Here is a 17,700-nt window from a genome sequence, read left to right as displayed (position 1 = left end):
CTCGGAGCAGACGGCTTCGGCTTCTCCGACACCCGCCAAGCCGCCCGCCGCTACTTCAAAAACGACACCCACTCCATCGTCACCAAAACCCTCCAACTCCTCGCCGCCAAGGGCGAAGTTGAAGAAGGTGCCGTGGAAAAGGCGATCGACAAGTACCGGCTCCTGGATGTGAACGCCGGCACCACCGGCGGAGCAGGCGGCGACGCCTAAGTCCCCTTCCGGGACGTCACGCATCACCAGCACAAACCGCGACGGCGGTCCTCACCAAAGGTGGGGACCGCCGTCGGGCTTTAAGGGCACTGGGTGCGGCCCGGCGGAACGTGACGGGCGACAAGGCGAGTTGTAGCCTTCGCACAAATGGAGCTTCCCACCGCGGGGCCGTATGCTCATTCCATGGCAGAGCCCACCAAAACAACTTCAAAGCGCAAGGCAGCGCCCCAGGCGTTGTCGCCGGAAAAGGCGGAAACCCTTCGGCAGCTCCGCGCCAACGTCGGGCAACTGTCCACCAGCACGATGCGTCAACTGGAGAAGTCGCTCCCCTGGTACAGCCGCCTGAGTTCCGATGAGCGCTCCGCACTGGGCTTGGTGGCGCAGAACGGAATCGCCGCCTTCGTCACCTGGTATGAGCGCCCCAGCTCGCCGTCCTGGATCCTTACCGACGTGTTTGGCAACGCCCCCACCGAGCTCACCCGTTCCATCAGCCTGCAGAAGGCCCTGCAACTGATCCGCATCGTGGTTGAAGTGGTCGAAGACCAAGTGCCAGTCATAGCTCCGGAATCCGACCAGCCTTCCCTGCGTGAAGCCGTCCTGCGCTACTCCCGGGAGGTGGCGTTCGCTGCTGCGGATGTCTATGCGCGCGCTGCAGAGTCACGCGGCTCCTGGGACACCCGCCTGGAAGCGCTGATTGTTGATGCAATCCTCCGTGGAGAGAACACCGATGCGCTGCGGTCCCGGATCGCGGCGCTTGGATGGAAAGCGCAGGAGCGGTTCACTGTCATGGTCGGCAACTCCCCGTCGGAACCCAGCGCGAGCTACGTCAGCGAACTGCGACGCACTGCCGGCCGGTTCGCCGAGGACGCGCTGGTGGGTATCCAGGGTGACCGCCTCATCCTGATTCTCGGTGGAGTCCAGGACCGGGACACGGCCTACCTGAAGCTCAGTGAACTTTTCGCGCCAGGCGCCGTGGTGTACGGCCCTGAAGCCGGTTCCCTGCTGGAAGCAAGCAGCTCCGCCCAGGCCGCGTTCGCAGGCCTCACTGCGGCCCGCGCGTGGCCCTCCGCCCCGCGACCCGTTGCCGCCGACGATCTCCTGCCGGAGCGCGTTGTTTCCGGCGATGACGCTGCCCGGAGATCCCTGATCAAAAACATCTACAGGCCCCTTCTGGCGGCTTCGAACGGCCTGGTGGAGACACTCGGGACGTACCTTGAGTTGGGTCATTCCCTGGAAGCAACGGCCCGGGAACTGTTCGTCCATGCCAACACAGTGCGCTACCGTTTGAAGCGTGTCTGCGACGTGACAGGCTGGGATCCACTGCTCCCAAGGGAGGCGTTTGTGCTGCAAACGGCCTTGGTTGTAGGACGGCTTTCGGCCCCGCCAAAAGCCGTTCCCGAACGTCATGCGTCACGTTCGCAGAACTGAACCGTTGTAGACTTCCTACAAACTGACCCAGTGAGCTTGGTGTACCAAAACACCAGTGGATCACGTGGCAATTTGGAAAGCTGGATACGTGCTTGCAATCGTCTGCCCTGGACAGGGCTCCCAGACCCCCGGATTTTTGGCCCCCTGGCTGGAACTCCCCTCCGTCGAAGGCCAAGTGGCCGCCCTGAGCGAGATCGCAGGCATTGACCTCAAGGCCCATGGCACCACCTCCGATGAAGAAACCATCAAGGACACCGCCGTCGCACAGCCGCTGATAGTCGCGGCGGGCCTTGTGGCCGCGCAGTCCCTGTTCGACGTCGAGTTGAGCACCCTGCCGGTCATTCTGGCCGGCCACTCCGTTGGTGAAATCACGGCATCCGCCCTTGCCGGCGTCCTCACCGAAGCCGAGGCCATGACCTTCGTCCGCGAACGCGCCAACAGCATGGCTGCCGCAGCCGCAGTGACCCCCACCGGGATGAGTGCCGTAGTGGGCGGCGACCCCGCCGAGGTCCTGGTGGCAATCGAAGCCTCCGGCGCCACCCCCGCCAACGTCAACGGTGCCGGCCAGACCGTCGCCGCGGGAACCTTCGAGCAGCTCAAGGCCCTCGCGGACAACCCGCCCGCAAAAGCCCGTGTGATTCCGCTCAAGGTTGCCGGCGCTTTCCACACCTCCCACATGGCCCCCGCGGTCAGCGCCCTCGAAGCCCTCAAGCCTTCGCTGTCGCCGCAGAGCCCTTCGGTGCCCCTTCTGTCCAACTACGACGGCAAGGAAGTCACGGCGGGCCCTGCCGCCGTCGAGAGCCTCATTGCCCAGGTGTCCCGACCGGTCCGCTGGGACCTGTGCATGGAAACACTGGTGGAGCGCGGCGTTACCGGCGTCATTGAACTTGCACCGGCCGGCACCCTGGCCGGACTGGCCAAGCGCGGGATGCCCGGCGTCAAGACCGTCGCAGTCAAAACCCCGGACGACCTGTCCGCGGCTCTCGCACTCTTTGCTGAACTGGAGGGACAGGCATGAGCACCCCGGTACTGAACAAAGCCGCCGTGAATGAGAATTCCCGCATCCTGGGTATCGGCGCGTACCGCCCGGACGTCATCGTCACCAACGAGGACGTGTGCCAGTGGATCGATTCCTCGGATGAATGGATTCGCCAGCGTACCGGCATCATCACCCGCCACCGCGCGGCGGAGGATGTCAGCGTCATCGACATGGCCGAAGGTGCAGCCCGGGAAGCACTGGCCCAGGCAGGCATCGAAGCGTCACAGCTTGGGGCCGTCATTGTCTCCACAGTTACCCACCCCTACGCGACGCCCTCCGCTGCCGCCGCTTTGACTGACCGTTTGGGCGCGACGCCGGCACCCGCCTTTGATATCTCTGCCGCCTGTGCCGGGTACTGCTACGGCGTTGCCCAGGCTGATGCATTGGTCCGCTCCGGCGCAGCCGAGTACGTTCTGGTGGTTGGCGCCGAAAAGCTCTCGGATGTCATCGACAACCACGAGCGCACCATCTCGTTCCTCCTGGGTGACGGAGCCGGCGCCGTCGTCGTTGGCCCCTCCGACACACCCGGTATCGGCCCCTCCGTATGGGGCTCCGACGGCAGCAAGTGGGACGCCATCGGCATGACCCACTCCCTTGAAGACGTCAAGAAGCTCGGCGAGTCCGCCAGGCACTCCGACGAAATTGATGACCCCGCCATCCTTTCGGCAACCCAGGATGTGTGGCCAACCCTGCGTCAGGACGGACAGACCGTCTTCCGCTGGGCGGTATGGGAGATGGCGAAGGTAGCCCAGCAGGCATTGGACGCTGCAGGCATCGAAGCCAGTGACCTTGCTGCGTTCGTTCCCCATCAGGCGAACATGCGCATCATTGATGAGATGGTGAAGAAGCTCAAGCTTCCCGAGTCTGTGGTGATCGGCCGTGATATCGCCCAAGCCGGAAACACGTCAGCTGCCTCCATCCCGTTGGCAACGCACCGCTTGCTCCAGGAGAACCCTGGCCTGAGTGGCGGCCTTGCCCTGCAGATCGGCTTCGGCGCCGGCTTGGTCTTCGGCGCACAGGTTGTCGTCCTGCCATAGACCTGGACCGGCCACGGCGGCCTCCAGCCAACTGAATATTCCTGACAAACCCAAACCGTAACCGCGGTTTGCCCCCTTTCCGGCAGCAGCCGGTACAACAAGAAAAGGAGCCAACAATGGCTAGCAACGAAGAGATCCTGGCCGGCCTGGCTGAAATCGTCAACGAAGAGACCGGCCTTGCCACCGAAGCCGTCGAGCTCGACAAGTCCTTCACCGAGGACCTGGACATCGACTCCATCTCCATGATGACCATCGTCGTCAACGCTGAAGAGAAGTTCGGCGTCCGCATCCCCGACGAAGAGGTCAAGAACCTCAAGACCGTCGGCGACGCCGTCAGCTTCATCGCGAACGCACAGGCCTAGTCCTGAAACCAGCTGTGCCGGGCCGGGGCGCCAGTCCCTGCCCGGCACAGCCGCAATAACGCCCAAAGTTTTCCTGCCGCCCGCGCTGACCGCGAACGGGACGGCTGATCCGACAGAGAGTGATCGCATGGCACGCAAAGTAGTCATAACCGGTCTGGGGGCCACCACTCCCATCGGCGGCGACGTACCCACAATGTGGCAGAACGCGCTGAAAGGGGTCTCCGGCGCCCGTACCCTCGAAGACGAGTGGGTCGCCAAGTACGACCTCCCCGTCCACTTTGCTGCCAGGTGCTCCACGCCTGCCCTGGAGGTCCTGAGCCGGGTTGAGGCCAAGCGGATGGACCCGTCCACGCAGTTTGGCGTCATCGCCGCACGCGAAGCCTGGTCCGACGCCGGCATCGGGGAGATCGACCACGACCGCCTGGCCGTGGCTTTTGCTACCGGAATCGGCGGCGTCTGGACTCTTCTGGACGCCTGGGACACCCTCCGGGACAAGGGCCCGCGCCGTGTCCTCCCCATGACTGTGCCCATGCTCATGCCCAACGGCGTAGCGGCTGCCGTCAGCCTCGACCTGGGAGCACGCGCCGGTGCCCACACGCCGGTTTCCGCTTGCGCATCCGGCACAGAGGCTCTCCACCTTGGTTTGGACCTGATCCGGTCCGGCAAAGCTGACGTAGTGGTATGCGGTGGCGCCGAAGCGGCTATCCACCCTATGCCGTTGGCCGCCTTCTCTTCCATGCAGGCTCTCTCCCGCCGCAATGACGAGCCCGAGCGCGCCTCCCGCCCGTACGACCTCGACCGTGACGGCTTCGTCATGGGCGAAGGGGCCGGCGCCCTGGTCCTGGAGGCCGAGGAACACGCCATCGCACGCGGCGCCCGCATTTACGCCGAACTCGCTGGAACGTCGGTGACGGCAGACGCCTACCACATCACAGCCCCGGACCCCGAGGGCCTTGGTGCCACCCGGGCGCTGAAGGCTGCAATGTTCGATGGCCGGATCCAGGCTGAAGACGTCGTGCACGTCAACGCGCACGCCACCTCCACGCCGGTAGGCGACAAGCCCGAGTACACGGCCCTCCGGGCCGCCCTGGGCTCCCACGTGGACAACGTCGCGGTCTCCGCAACGAAGTCGCAGATGGGCCACCTCCTGGGTGCCTCGGGCGCTGTCGAAGCCGTCCTGACCGTGCTGGCCGTTTACGAACGCAAGGCACCGGTCACCATCAACCTCGAGAACCAGGACCCCGAGATCCCCCTCGACGTCGTAACCTCCGTCCGCGACCTTCCGGCCGGAGACATCGTAGCGCTGAGCAACTCGTTCGGTTTCGGTGGACACAATGCCGTGATTGCGGTGCGAAACGTCTGAAGCAGGCTCGGTTAGTCCGAGGGTTTTTGCCTTGACGTGAAGAGGGCCCCACCATTCGGTGGGGCCCTCTTCATTGCTATGGGGTATTGCCTGCCTGGGCTCTCTTAGCCCACCTGGTGCAGCCAGCGTACGGGGGCGCCTTCGGCAGCGTGCCGGAATGGCTCGAGTTCCTCGTCCCACGCCTCACCCAAGGCCAGGGACAACTCGTGGTAAACGGCCGAGGGATCTCCGGCACCGGATTCATACGCGTAACGGATGCGGTCTTCGGTCACCATGATGTTGCCGTGCACATCGGTCACGGCATGGAAAATGCCGAGTTCGGGCGTGTGCGACCAGCGGGCGCCGTCGACGCCCTGGCTGGGTTCCTCGGTGACCTCGTACCGCAGATGCGCCCAGCCCCGAAGAGCCGACGCCAGTTGTGCCCCGGTTCCCGGAGCACCGGTCCAGGAAAGCTCGGCCCGGAACATTCCGGGCGCGGCAGGTTGAGGGGTCCACTCAAGATCGGTCCGCTTATCCACGACCGATCCGATGGCCCACTCGACATGCGGGCAAAGTGCAGTCGGGGCAGAGTGCACGAACAGGACACCGCGGGTTGTTGCAACAGACATTCCATCCTCCATAGCTGTAGGTACGTCTTCCCCAACGACCTCTGCCTGGATGTTTGCTGATGCTGCCGGATGCCATGGAATTCATGTGGGCCCTGACAGGCTATTCATTTGTGTAGTCCTGCTGACGATCTTGGCACAGATCTAACCCTCAAGCGTGAATTGAAGGTTTCCCCGTGGTGCTTTCATTTTGCCGTACGCTGCTGCTTTCCGCCAGTGCGGTGTCTGAAGCGTTCATGTTCAGGCCCGCGGGTGCGCCTGCTGATAGCTGTTCCTGAGCCTGTCCACGGACACATGGGTATAGATCTGCGTGGTGGCGAGGCTGCTGTGCCCGAGAATTTCCTGGACGGCACGCAGGTCGGCGCCGCCGTCCAGAAGATGCGTAGCCGCGCTATGCCTCAGCGCGTGCGGGCCGGTGGCGGCGGTATCACCCAACGCCTGGAGCAACCCGCTGACCACGGAGCGGATCTGCCGGGGATCGACGCGGTTACCCCGGACTCCCAGAAACAGGGCCGGCCCGCTACGTGCGGCCGCTAGGGCCGGGCGGCCGCGCCTGAGCCAATCATCCACGGCCAGGGCAGCCGGCACACCGAATGGCACGGTGCGCTCTTTGTTACCCTTTCCGAGCACACGCAGGGTTCTTCGGTCCGGGTCCAGATCATCAATGTCCAGTCCCGCAAGTTCGCCCACCCGGACACCTGTGGCGTAAAGCAGCTCAACCATGGCCCGGTTGCGCAGGGCCATCGGACCACCGTCCTCGGCGGCGACGCCCAGGTCATCAACGATGCGGGTGACCTGCTGTTGCTGCAAAACGCCTGGGAGGGACTTACTGCGCTTGGGGGCCTGCAGCCGTACCGCAGGGTCGGTGGGGATCAGTTCTTCCCGTAGCGCCCAGCTCGTGAAGGACCTGGCGGTTGCCGCACGTCTGGCCAACGTAGCCCGGGACATTCCCGCCTCACTCTGGGCACCCAGCCAACGCCGAAGGGATCCGAGCTCGAGTTGGGCCAGTTCCTGGACCCCCTCCTCCACGGCAAAAGCGAGAAGGCTCTCAACATCCGCCGTGTAGGCACGGACGGTGTGGGCCGACCGTGCCCGCTCACCCTCGAGGTATCGACGAAATCCCTCTATTGCGTCGGCCAGGGCTGCAGGTAGTGATCGTCCGTCCACTCTTCCAACTCTGCCAGCAGTCGTCGTCCGGCGCCTGCACCAACATGCCTGCTCCCAAAGTCGCTAAGCACTCTTTCCACGCTTCCATGCACCCCGTTCCGAAATGGCCAGGCCCAACAGCCCCAGCCGGCCAAGGCCCGCACGAACTGCAACGGGACTCAACCCCGCCACGACGGATAGCTTTTCCACGGAACTCGAGGAGCGTAGGGGCAGGGCATCCAGAAGAATAAGGTCCTCAAGCGACAACCCGTCATGGGCAGCCGCGGCCTCGTCTTTGTCCCCGGCATCGGACTCACCTATGGCCCCGGCGAGCTCGGCGATCTCCCCCACGTCCGTCACGCAAACGGCTCCCCCTTCCCTGAGAAGGCGGTGGCAGCCGGCCGAGTTGGCGCTGTGGATTGATCCAGGAACGGCAGCCACCACGCGACCCATGGCCTCAGCGTGGTGCGCCGTATTCAGTGCCCCTGAACGCCACCGGGCCTCCACCACCACGGTGACAGAGGCAAGGGCCGCAATGAGCCGGTTTCTTTGCAGGAATCTGTACCGTGTGGGGGCCGAACCCGGGGGAACTTCCGAAACAACAGCTCCCTGGGTGCAGACCGCCCGCAGGAGGTCCTCGTTGCCGGAGGGGTAGAAGCGGTCGACTCCCCCGGCCATGACCGCTATGGTGGGCAGCCCGGCTACCCCTCCATTGAGCGCTCCACGGTGCGCGTGGGCGTCGATGCCGTAGGCGCCGCCTGAGACCACGGTAAAGCCGCGCTGGGCCAGTCCATATGCGAAGTCTCCCGTGACCGATGCGCCATAACCGGTACTGTCCCGGGAGCCCACCAGCGCGATGGCGTGCGGTGCTGACGGCAGTTCCTGCTCGTGCCCCCGCCACCACAGGCAGAGGGGTTCCTGAAGGCCAAGATCGGACAATTGCTCCGGCCACAGGTCATCTCCGGGAATGATCAAACGGCCACCAAGCCGCCGCATGGTCTCCAAGTCGCGTTCGGGAGCCAAGTCGGCAACACGAGGTGCCCACCGCTTGAGACTGTCCTTGAGCCCTGGCCAGCTTGCGGGTCCTCCGCCGTCTCGGAGCACGGCGGAGATCTCCTGTTCCAGGGCAGGTCCAGTTCGCAGCTCCCCCGTTGCAACGCCAAGGGCGTCGACCGGCCCCGCTACCTGGACCAGTGCCAGACCTACGGAGTCCTGGGGTTCCATAAGGCGCGCCAGTGCTGCCCGGGCTGTTCTGTTCTTGTCGCGCTCGTTCATCCCTGCCACTCCAGTTTCCCGTTCGAATTCAAGGTGCTCATGCCGCCCCCGCAGCCTGTCTCAGGCCCAGTGCCTGCCCTATGTGGTCAGCATCGGGCTTATCGCTGAGGTCTAGATCCGCCAGCGTCCAGGCGAGCCTCAGGACACGGTCGTAGCCCCGCGCCGTCAGGATGCCCCGCTCCAAGGCGGCGTCCAGGATCCGTGTGGTTCCCGGGGACAACCGCAGTTCGCCGCGGAGGCTTCGTCCTGGGACCTGCGCATTTGTCTCAAGCCCGAAGCCGTTCAGGCGGACCAGCTGCCTCTCCCTGGCGGCTGCTACCCGCGTTGCCACTGTGCCCGTGTCCTCTTCTTTCCCGGCGTTCCCGAAGTCCGCCAAGGACACCCTTTCCACTTGCAGTTGGATATCGACGCGGTCCAGCAGCGGGCCTGACATCCTCCCGAAGTAGCGGCGTCGCATCATCGCCGTGCAGGTACACTCCATCCCTTTGCCGGATGCTTTCCCGCAAGGACATGGATTGGCGGCCAGAACCAGTTGGAAGCGGGCAGGATAGGCAGCAGTTCCGGCCGAACGGTGGATCACCAGCTCGCCACTTTCCAGTGGCTGCCGAAGGGCGTCCAACACCCGTCGTTCATACTCCGGAGCCTCGTCGAGGAACAGCACGCCCCGATGGGCGCGTGATGCGGCGCCTGGCCGCGGAAGCCCCGAGCCGCCACCGATGATGGCAGCGGCCGTTGCACTGTGGTGCGGATTCTCAAAAGGCGGCCGCCGGACCAACCGAACGGCAGAGGCTTGGACCGCGGCCAAGGAATGGATGGCGGTCACCTCCATTGCCGCCGTATCCGACAGGTCCGGCAACAATCCAGGAAGTCTCTCGGCCAGCATCGTCTTGCCGGCTCCCGGCGGGCCGGTCAGCAGCATGTGGTGTCCCCCGGCAGCAGCCACTTCCAGCGCGCGCCGCGCTTCGCCTTGCCCTGAGACATCGCAAAGATCAGGCGTCGAGGCCAAGCTGTCCACGTCCGGATCAGGGGCATCCTCGTCCGCGGGCTCATAGTCCAGAGCGAGGTCTTTCGGGTCTGCGCCAAAGTCGTACGCCAGCCTGGCCAGCGTCTTGTAGCCCCGGACGTTTGCGCCCGGGACGAGCGCTGCCTCCGCAACATTCGCCTCGGCCACCACGATGTCCGGATAGCCCGCTTGGACGGCGGCCATGACCGCGGGCAACATTCCACGGACCGGTCTCAGCCTGCCGTCCAGGCCAAGCTCAGCGATGAACACGGTCCCGTCGATGGACCTGATGTCCTTGGCAGCCCGCAGCACTGCCATGGTGATCGCCAGGTCGAATCCCGAACCACGTTTCGGAAGTGAGGCAGGAATGAGATTCGCCGTGATCTTCCTGCGGCTCAAAGGTATCCCTGAGTTTTGCGCGGCCGAGCGAATTCGTTCCTTCGCCTCGTTCAAGGCAGCATCGGGGAGCCCGAGGATCACGAAGTTGGGTAGCGTTTGGCCGATGTCGGCCTCTACTTCCACGATGTAGCCGTTCAGGCCCACAAGGGCGACGCTGTAGCTGCGCCCGACCCCCATCTACCCAACACCCCGAAGGTGTTCCAGCACGGGATCACCGAAGCCGCTGTCTACCACCGACACCACGTCAACACGTTGACGCTGTGCCTTGAACTCGTGGGCGCGGCACCAGGACGAGACAAGTCTATGGAGCCGGGCCAATTTGGCCGGTCCTACAGCCTCGAATGGATGCCCGTAGGCCAGGCTCCTCCGGGTCTTGACTTCGGCCACCACCAGGGTGTCCCCGTCAATCGCAACGATGTCGATTTCCCCATCGGCACAACGCCAGTTGCGATCGATGATCCGCATCCCCTGGTCCGCCAGGAAATCCGCCGCCAATGCCTCGCCATATTGGCCCAGCAGGTCTTTTGCCCTCATGGCCATCACCTCCACTGACCAGCCTTCAGGCTGGAGGCGGACCGTGACAGGGCGGGATGCCGCTATGTGCGTAAACCGGCCGAATTCGTAGGCTGTGGAGGAAAAGTGCGTGCCGGTAGAGTGCTAGTTGCCGAGATCTCCAAGGTCTCCCAGCCCGCCGTCCTTGGGCAATGCAAGGTCTTCGCTGCGGGGCAGTTCTTCGACGTTGACGTCCTTGAAGGTGATGACACGGACGTTCTTGACGAAACGCGCTGAGCGGTAAACATCCCAGACCCACGCGTCCTGCAACGTCAGGTCGAAGTAAACCTCACCGTCCGCGCTGCGGGCTTGGAGATCGACATGGTTGGCCAGATAGAACCGTCGCTCCGTCTCGACAACGTAGCTGAACAGACCAACTACGTCCCGGTATTCACGGTAGAGCTGCAGCTCCATGTCGGTTTCATAGTTTTCAAGGTCCTCGGCACTCATAGTTCCATCTTGCACTATCTGCTGGTGGGTACGCGCCAAGTACACAACAGCTGCGCGACTGGCAGGAGTTATTCCTCCACGGCTCCGGTCAAGTGCCAGCTGGTGCGGTGGTAAGCACTGGGACCCTGAAGGCGGATAACGTCACGGTGGGCTGCCGTGGCATACCCCTTGTTGACATTCCAGCCGTACGCGGGCAACTCGGAGTGGAGGTCCACCATGATGCGGTCGCGGGCCACCTTCGCCAGCACACTGGCCGCCGCGACGCTGAGGCAACTCATGTCGGCTTTGACCCTGGTGTGGACAGGAGCGTCGCACAGAGCACCGGTCGGCGCCGGGTCAAAGAGCGACGCCTGGACGTCCGGTGACAGCCAGTTATGGCTGCCGTCCAGCAGCACCAGGTCAGGGGTGATGCCGCCGTCGAGAATTTCACACCACGCCCGCGTTCCGGCCAGGCGCAGGGCGGCAATGATGCCGATCTCATCAATTTCCTGTGAGGAGGCATGCCCCACGGCCGAGGCCAAGGCCCATTCACGAACCAGGGGTTCCAAGCGGTCCCGGTCCTCGGGCTTGAGCAGTTTGCTGTCGCGCACGTCCGCCAAGAGGCCATGCTCGGCCAGGTCAACCACCGTGATTCCCACGCTGACTGGACCGGCCAAAGCACCGCGTCCTACCTCATCCACGCCGGCAAGCAGGCGCACACCCTGGGAGAGAAACGATCTCTCCACATCCAACGTGGGAAACCCAAGGGGGCTCTTGGTCTTTGCTTTGCCTTTGGGCAGGGCCTTGCCTTTGGGCGGGGTCTTGCCTTTGGCCTTAGGACCTGTTGTTGTCGTTGCCATCTACTGTGCGGGGGTTGCTTGTGGGACGTTACGGAAGACGTCCGGGTAGTTGTCCAGGACGGTCCACCGGTTGATGGGCCAGGCGATAACGGTCGCCTTGCCCTCAACGTCTTCGATGTTCACGAATCCGCCGTTGGTTTCCTGGTGTGCCCGGGAGTCCGCAGAGTGGTTGCGGTTATCGCCCATAACCCACACTTTACCCGCGGGAACAACGACGTCGAAGGTTTGGGGCGAGGGGCTTTCAGCAGGATTTATGTAGGTTTCGTTGAGCGCAACCCCGTTGACGCTGACGCGCCCTTGGGCGTCACAGCAGCTGACGTGATCGCCGGGGAGCCCGATAATCCGCTTGACCAGGTGCTGCTCGCTGGCATCGGGAGCCAGGCCCACGAATTCAAGGGTGTCTCCCACCCAGTCCATGGGGCCGGCGGGCTTCTGCGCGACAGGCGGCAGCCACGCTTGGGTGTCCTTGAAGACCACCACGTCCCCTCGCGAGAGGTCGAATGGCCCGGGAACCAGCAGGTTGATGAAGATCCGGTCCTGGACATCCAGGGTGCTTTCCATGGACTCCGAGGGGATGAAGAATGCCTTGAAAAGGAAGGTCTTTAGCAGGAAGGACAGCACCAGCGCAATCGCCACAACGGTGAGGATCTCCCGGACCCATACCATGACCGGGTTCTTGGGCGACTTTTGTGCCTCGGCCCGGGTCTCCGCAGCCCCGCCCGTACTTGCCGTTTCGTCCGAGAGCCGCGCGTCGTCGTCGTACCGCTCGGGTGTCCCGGGAGCTTTGTCCGGCATCTACTGTCCGTTCTTCGATGATGTTTCGGCCTGCGGAGAGCGAGGCATCCCTGTAAATCTATCAAGTGGCCAGATGATCTGGACCGGCCTTCCGATAACCCGTTCGATGGGAACCATGCCGCCGCCCGGCGCGCCCAGCAGCCCGCGGGAGTCGGCAGAACGTGAACGGTGATCGCCCATCAGCCAGAGACGGTCGCGCGGCACGACGACGTCGAACTTCTGTGTGCTGGGTTCGTCACCCGGGTATAGATAGGGTTCCTCAAGTACCTGACCGTTCACTGTGAGGTGGCCGGTGGCATCGCAACACTGAACATGGTCCCCGGGGACGCCTATAACCCTCTTCACGTACGTGGTATCACTGCCCATCAGCCCAAACCACTGCCCGGCTGCGTTGACCGCATCCACGAAGGGACCCTTGCCGCTGCTCAGCGGCGCAAAGGAACCGCGGCCATCGAAGACCACGACGTCGCCACGCCGGATCGGTTCGACGCTGAAATCGGTGCGGGAGACCAGGATCCGGTCGCCCGTCATCAGGAGAGGCTCCATGGATTCGGAAGGAATGTAGTAGACGTCCACCCAGAGTGAACGGACCAGGCCACTGATGGCGATCGCGAGGACCAGCGCCAGCAAAACAAAACGCCAGCCCTGTTTCCGGGGCTGGCGTTCTGTTGTGTCCATGACTCGTATCCTGTGTTGCGTTGCGGATTGCTCCGGAACTACCGGGCACGAATCCTGGACCCGTTGCGTAAGTCGCAGGACTTACTTGGCGAAGTCGCGCTTTTCCTTGATCTTCGCAGCCTTACCGCGCAGTGCGCGCATGTAGTAAAGCTTGGCGCGGCGGACGTCACCCTTGGTGACGACCTCGATCTTTTCGATGATCGGGGAGTGTACCGGGAAGGTACGCTCTACGCCGACACCGAAGGAAACCTTGCGGACGGTGAAGGTTTCGCGAACGCCGTCACCCTGGCGGCCCAGGACGAAGCCCTGGAATACCTGGACACGGGAGTTCTTGCCTTCGATGATGTTGACGTGAACCTTGAGGGTGTCACCCGCGCGGAACTCAGGAACATCGCTACGCAGCGAGGCTGCATCTACGCTATCGAGGATATGCATTAATCCACTCCTGGTGAACGCCACAGGTCATTCACTTTGGGTTACGGCGGACAAGCCCGGAGCGCACGAGGGGCCCGGAAATTTCCGCCGAAGTTTCTTAGTGTCCGGCTCCGCCACTGATTGGCGTCACCGGGTTGTCCGACTGTTGGCTGAACTCCCCCTGTGGCAGGTGTCAGCCCAGCAGACACAAGGGTTAATTCTGCCATATGCACAGCAATCCGGCCAACTGGCAGGAGGGACCAACGTTCGACGGCGGCAGGAAGGTTCAGTTGGCGGCGTCGCCGCCGGGCCTGCCCCGCAAGCGACCGTCCACGACGTCGTAACCCAGCTCTGCCAGTGCGTTGCGGTCCGCGCGGCTCAACGCACCGGCGTCGAAATCCGCCAGAAGGTCCGGGCGCCGTTCGGCGGTTCGGCGGAATTGCTCATGGCGGCGCCACTGGGCAATCTTCCCGTGATTGCCACTGAGCAGGATCTCCGGCACATCATGATCCCGCCACGATGACGGCTTGGTGTAAACGGGGTACTCCAGGAGCCCATCGGAGTGGGACTCCTCGATCAAGGATTCGGGATTGCCGACCACTCCGGGAAGGAGGCGGCCGATCGCTTCCACCATGGCCAGGACGGCAACTTCGCCCCCGTTGAGCACGTAGTCACCAAGACTGACCGGGCGCACGGTGAAGTGCTCGTGGGCCCAGTCGATGACGCGTTCGTCAATGCCCTCGTAGCGACCACAAGCGAAGACGAGTTGCTCTACCTCGGCAAGTTCATAGGCCAACGCCTGGTTGAAGCGCTCCCCCGCCGGTGATGGAACGATGAGCACCGGCTTGGTGCCCGCCTCCCCAGGTACCAAGGACTCAAGCGCCTGCGCCCACGGTTCGGGCTTCATGACCATGCCGGCACCGCCGCCGTACGGGGTGTCATCGACTGTCCGGTGCTTGTCCGTGGTGAAGGTACGGAGATCGTGGACATTAAGCTCCAGCAATCCATCCTGCCGGGCCTTGCCTATGAGCGAGAGCTCCAGCGGGGCAAGGTACTCAGGGAAGATGCTAACGACATCGATCCTCATTCAGCAGGCTCCCCGGCGGATTCCGCAGCGCCTTCGTCGTTGAGCTCGAACAGGCCAGCCGGCGGAGTGATCAGGATGTAGCCTTCCTCGACGTTGACCTCCGGGACGATTTCGTCGACGAAGGGAACCAAAATCTCCTTGCCGTCTACGGATTCAATGACCAGCAGATCCTGGGCGGGCATGGTGTTCAGCGCCGCGACCTTGCCCACCGTTTGGGCACCCACGCGGGCCTCAAGGCCAACGAGCTCGTGCTCGTACCAGCCTTCCTCGCCGTCGTCGTCGAGTTCTTCCGTTTCGATGAACAGCTTTGCCCCACGAATGGCTTCGGCGGCATTGCGGTCCGCGATCTCCTCGAAGCCGAGCAGCAGGATGTCCTTGTTCCACCTGGCGCTGCGGACAGTCAGCGGGCCGGCTGAGGCCGGCTCCACGACGAACTCGGTCCCCGCGACGAAGCGCTCTGCGGGCGCGTCGGTGAGTACCTGCACCGTCACCTCGCCACGAATGCCATGGGGTTTGCCGATCCGTGCCACCTGGAGCTGCATGGGTTCCTCTGAATTCTGTTGTTCCGCGCCGCCGGGCAGTCGCGGTGGTGAAGTGTTGGACAAAGCAATCCGGCCCCTCCACCATATTCGGTGAAGGGGCCGGACCTAAGACAAAAAGTGCTGAGCGCGTTACCGGCGGCGGTCGGTATCGACGACGTCGACCCGGACCTGCTCGCCACCAGCCAAGGCAGCAACCACAGTGCGCAGTGCACGTGCAGTACGTCCTTGACGGCCGATCACCCGTCCGAGGTCCTCCTGGTGAACGCGCACCTCGAGGGATTCCCCGCGACGGTTGTTCCTGGCACTGACCTTGACATCCTCAGGGCTGTCAACGATCCCACGGACCAAGTGCTCGAGCGCTTCTGCCAGCAACTTACTCAGCCTCGGTGGTCTCTGCTTCAGCTTCGGCCGGAGCCTCAGCAGCGTCGTCCTTCTTGGCCTTCTTGGTGATGGCTTCCGGGATGATGACGGAACCCTTCTCCGGAGCTACGAAAGCTTCCTTCGGAGCTTTGGTCTTCAGGGTGCCTTCCTGGCCCGGGAGGCCCTTGAACTTCTGCCAGTCACCGGTGATCTTGAGGATCGCGGCGACCTGCTCGGTCGGCTGGGCACCAACAGAGAGCCAGTACTGGGCGCGCTCGGAGGCGACCTCGATGTACGACGGCTCTTCGGTGGGGTGGTACTTGCCGATTTCTTCAATGGCACGGCCATCGCGCTTGGCGCGGGCATCCATGACGACAATGCGGTAGTACGGTGCGCGCATCTTACCGAAGCGCTTAAGGCGAATCTTTACGGCCACTTTTGTGGTCACTCCTGTTTCTGAAACGGGGTTGAACCGCGCGTTCTGCACCCGTGGGGCGGGCCATACTTGACGGTTCGAAGGACAAGATGCGAGCACGGAGAGAGGGGCCGCACCGATCGAGTACCTGTCTATTGTGCCAGATGCCCGGGCCATTTACGACTTGCGCGGCGCGGGCCGGTGAGTTCTTGGTCACACTCGGTGGCGGCGCGATCGCAGGAGCGGCCGGCGGACAGGTTATTCAGACCAGACGTAGAGCCCGGCCCGCTCAGCCTTTTCCACGTCCGCAGCGAGGGCAGCCAGTTGCTGGACGTACTGCCGTGACTGCACGGCTTCGAAGGGCATGTCTTCCTGCGCAGCCCAGGCGGCAGCGACGTCGTCGAGGACATTGGCTTCGCCCTCGCTTTCGTAGGTGAGCAGTTCTGCAAGCGCCCTGACCATCGCCTCCGGAACACCGAGCAGCGCGTCACTGGTGACATCCACCAACGCGAGTTCGTAGTCGGCACCAGCAGCATGGACTGCCTGTCCCGCCAGGTCTCCAAGCTGTTCCACTTCGTAGTCCGTGATGCCGTTGATCCGGACTGCGGGGCCGGCAACATCCGCGCCCTTATCCAGGGCAGCTGCCCGCTTGAGCGCTTCGTCGTGGGTGGCTACAAAAATTTCGGCAAAGCCCATGGAAAGTACTCTCAATCCTTCGTGCTGACGGGGCATGGGGGCCCAGGACTGGTGGTCCTGCACCTTCACTGCCCAGCCTAGTGCAGCTAAGCGCCCGCCTGGACTCCGGGAGCGGAATCAGGACGGCGAACGGCCACCCGCAGCTTGTTCCGCCATGGGTCTTCAAACTGCAATTCTGCGCCCGTGTGGTGGTTCTGCACTCCGGCAACCCGCAGACGATCGGCCAGCGCGCCGACGTCATCCCCTGCGGGGACCTCAATGAGCACTTCGCCGAGCCCCAGGGTGTCCTTCCGGGGCCCCGCACCGCGACTGTTCCACACGTTCATGGCCATGTGGTGGTGGTACCCACCGGCCGAGACGAACAGGGCCTGGCCGTGCCAACCCGCCGTCTTCTCGAAACCCAGGGTGTCGACGTAGAAGTTGTGGGCCGTCGCGACATCGCCAACCTGAAGGTGGACGTGCCCTACCCCGGCCGCAGCCTCGTGCTGGCCTGTGACCGCGGCTTCGCTCAGGTGTTCCTGGAGGAAGCGCTGCGGCGGAAGGGCCACGTTGTCCATGACCACATTCTTGCCGTCCCACTGCCAGCCTTCACGCGGCTTGTCGTAGTAGAGCTCAATGCCATTGCCTTCGGGGTCGGTGAAGTAGAACGCCTCACTGACGAGGTGGTCGGCGCTTCCCACGAAGGCCCGGGGTTCATATCCGGCGGCGGTTGCGATGGTGGCCGCCAAGGAGGGCTGGTCCTGGAAGAGGATGGCGGTGTGGAACAGCCCGGCCTCACCACGCCCCGGCAGGTGAAGACCGGCGGCCGGCGCCAGATGGACGACGGGCTTGCCGACCCGCCCCAGGTAGAGGCCGCCGTCCTGCTCGGCCACAACTTCCAGCCCCAAGGCGCGCTGGTAGTAGTCACTCATGACTTTCATGTCGCCGACTTTGAGCATGACAGTGCCCATGGCGAGGTCGGCAGGCAGTAGGTCCTGGTTGGATGAAGCGGACATGTGAAGCTCC

At 63.7% G+C, this 17,700-nt stretch carries 22 protein-coding genes; 6 read left to right on the top strand and 16 right to left on the bottom strand.

What is annotated here, in order from left to right; translation table 11 throughout:
• The 6 genes from ACFVSI_RS17765 to ACFVSI_RS17740 form a co-directional block, all read left to right on the top strand.
• On the top strand, positions 1 to 210 hold a 210-nt coding region (locus ACFVSI_RS17765), incomplete at its 5' end, for a hypothetical protein (RefSeq protein ID WP_387826471.1).
• A gap of 183 nt (positions 211 to 393) precedes the next feature.
• Entirely contained in the window at positions 394 to 1,638 is a 1,245-nt protein-coding gene (locus ACFVSI_RS17760; RefSeq protein ID WP_262275238.1) for a CdaR family transcriptional regulator, read from the top strand.
• 88 nt (positions 1,639 to 1,726) lie between these two features.
• Positions 1,727 to 2,656, top strand: coding sequence for an ACP S-malonyltransferase (locus ACFVSI_RS17755; RefSeq protein ID WP_387826468.1), 930 nt, complete (start codon positions 1,727 to 1,729; stop codon positions 2,654 to 2,656).
• Positions 2,653 to 3,714 carry a beta-ketoacyl-ACP synthase III gene (locus ACFVSI_RS17750; protein WP_144659997.1) on the top strand — a complete coding sequence of 354 codons (1,062 nt, stop codon included), beginning with the start codon at positions 2,653 to 2,655 and terminating at the stop codon, positions 3,712 to 3,714. The genes ACFVSI_RS17755 and ACFVSI_RS17750 overlap by 4 nt, the downstream gene beginning before the upstream one ends.
• A 116-nt stretch (positions 3,715 to 3,830) precedes the next feature.
• A complete protein-coding gene (locus ACFVSI_RS17745; protein ID WP_011692310.1) occupies positions 3,831 to 4,076 on the top strand; it encodes an acyl carrier protein in 246 nt (81 codons plus the stop codon).
• Positions 4,077 to 4,203: 127 nt separating this feature from the next.
• A complete protein-coding gene (locus ACFVSI_RS17740) occupies positions 4,204 to 5,439 on the top strand; it encodes a beta-ketoacyl-[acyl-carrier-protein] synthase family protein (protein WP_387826465.1) in 1,236 nt (411 codons plus the stop codon).
• 104 nt (positions 5,440 to 5,543) lie between these two features.
• Here the strand turns inward: ACFVSI_RS17740 and ACFVSI_RS17735 are convergent, their stop codons facing one another.
• From ACFVSI_RS17735 to ACFVSI_RS17660, 16 genes are all read right to left on the bottom strand, one after another.
• Positions 5,544 to 6,047, bottom strand: a complete 504-nt coding sequence (locus tag ACFVSI_RS17735; RefSeq protein WP_018776197.1) for a DUF3145 domain-containing protein — start codon at positions 6,045 to 6,047, stop codon at positions 5,544 to 5,546.
• A 237-nt stretch (positions 6,048 to 6,284) separates the two neighbouring features.
• Positions 6,285 to 7,211 (bottom strand): tyrosine recombinase XerC, encoded by a 927-nt coding sequence (locus tag ACFVSI_RS17730; protein ID WP_387826462.1) that lies wholly within the window; start codon positions 7,209 to 7,211, stop codon positions 6,285 to 6,287.
• Between the two features lie 63 nt (positions 7,212 to 7,274).
• Complete coding sequence (gene dprA, locus ACFVSI_RS17725; RefSeq protein ID WP_387826459.1) at positions 7,275 to 8,465, bottom strand: DNA-processing protein DprA; 1,191 nt, start codon at positions 8,463 to 8,465, stop codon at positions 7,275 to 7,277.
• A gap of 37 nt (positions 8,466 to 8,502) precedes the next feature.
• A complete protein-coding gene (locus ACFVSI_RS17720) occupies positions 8,503 to 10,044 on the bottom strand; it encodes a YifB family Mg chelatase-like AAA ATPase (RefSeq protein ID WP_387826457.1) in 1,542 nt (513 codons plus the stop codon).
• The gene (locus ACFVSI_RS17715; RefSeq protein WP_387826477.1) at positions 10,045 to 10,410 is read right to left on the bottom strand and encodes a YraN family protein; all 366 of its coding nucleotides are present in this window, start codon (positions 10,408 to 10,410) and stop codon (positions 10,045 to 10,047) included. It abuts the gene before it with no gap.
• A gap of 114 nt (positions 10,411 to 10,524) precedes the next feature.
• A complete protein-coding gene (locus ACFVSI_RS17710; protein WP_018776202.1) occupies positions 10,525 to 10,869 on the bottom strand; it encodes a DUF2469 domain-containing protein in 345 nt (114 codons plus the stop codon).
• Between the two features lie 68 nt (positions 10,870 to 10,937).
• Positions 10,938 to 11,708: a ribonuclease HII gene (locus ACFVSI_RS17705; RefSeq protein WP_387826454.1), complete on the bottom strand. Its 771-nt coding sequence runs from the start codon at positions 11,706 to 11,708 to the stop codon at positions 10,938 to 10,940.
• Complete coding sequence (gene lepB / locus ACFVSI_RS17700; RefSeq protein WP_387826452.1) at positions 11,709 to 12,503, bottom strand: signal peptidase I; 795 nt, start codon at positions 12,501 to 12,503, stop codon at positions 11,709 to 11,711.
• The gene (lepB, locus tag ACFVSI_RS17695; protein WP_387826449.1) at positions 12,504 to 13,181 is read right to left on the bottom strand and encodes a signal peptidase I; all 678 of its coding nucleotides are present in this window, start codon (positions 13,179 to 13,181) and stop codon (positions 12,504 to 12,506) included.
• 81 nt (positions 13,182 to 13,262) lie between these two features.
• Entirely contained in the window at positions 13,263 to 13,616 is a 354-nt protein-coding gene (gene rplS / locus ACFVSI_RS17690; RefSeq protein WP_144659988.1) for a 50S ribosomal protein L19, read from the bottom strand.
• Positions 13,617 to 13,881: 265 nt separating this feature from the next.
• Positions 13,882 to 14,682 (bottom strand): tRNA (guanosine(37)-N1)-methyltransferase TrmD, encoded by an 801-nt coding sequence (gene trmD, locus ACFVSI_RS17685; RefSeq protein WP_387826445.1) that lies wholly within the window; start codon positions 14,680 to 14,682, stop codon positions 13,882 to 13,884.
• Positions 14,679 to 15,224, bottom strand: a complete 546-nt coding sequence (gene rimM, locus ACFVSI_RS17680; protein ID WP_387826442.1) for a ribosome maturation factor RimM — start codon at positions 15,222 to 15,224, stop codon at positions 14,679 to 14,681. Before rimM ends, trmD begins: the two co-directional genes overlap by 4 nt.
• Positions 15,225 to 15,353: 129 nt before the next feature.
• The gene (locus tag ACFVSI_RS17675) at positions 15,354 to 15,596 is read right to left on the bottom strand and encodes an RNA-binding protein (RefSeq protein ID WP_144659985.1); all 243 of its coding nucleotides are present in this window, start codon (positions 15,594 to 15,596) and stop codon (positions 15,354 to 15,356) included.
• 1 nt (position 15,597) lies between these two features.
• A complete protein-coding gene (gene rpsP, locus ACFVSI_RS17670) occupies positions 15,598 to 16,020 on the bottom strand; it encodes a 30S ribosomal protein S16 (RefSeq protein ID WP_018776208.1) in 423 nt (140 codons plus the stop codon).
• 237 nt (positions 16,021 to 16,257) lie between these two features.
• Positions 16,258 to 16,695, bottom strand: coding sequence for a hypothetical protein (locus ACFVSI_RS17665; RefSeq protein WP_387826438.1), 438 nt, complete (start codon positions 16,693 to 16,695; stop codon positions 16,258 to 16,260).
• 86 nt (positions 16,696 to 16,781) lie between these two features.
• A complete protein-coding gene (locus ACFVSI_RS17660) occupies positions 16,782 to 17,690 on the bottom strand; it encodes a VOC family protein (protein WP_387826436.1) in 909 nt (302 codons plus the stop codon).
• Between the last annotated feature and the right edge of the window lie 10 nt (positions 17,691 to 17,700).

The sequence above is a fragment of the Paenarthrobacter sp. NPDC057981 genome (assembly GCF_042886835.1).
In the GTDB taxonomy this organism is placed as follows: domain Bacteria; phylum Actinomycetota; class Actinomycetes; order Actinomycetales; family Micrococcaceae; genus Arthrobacter.
The sequence above is the reverse complement of the archived record's forward strand: the minus strand, read 5'-3'. Positions and strand labels throughout refer to the sequence as shown.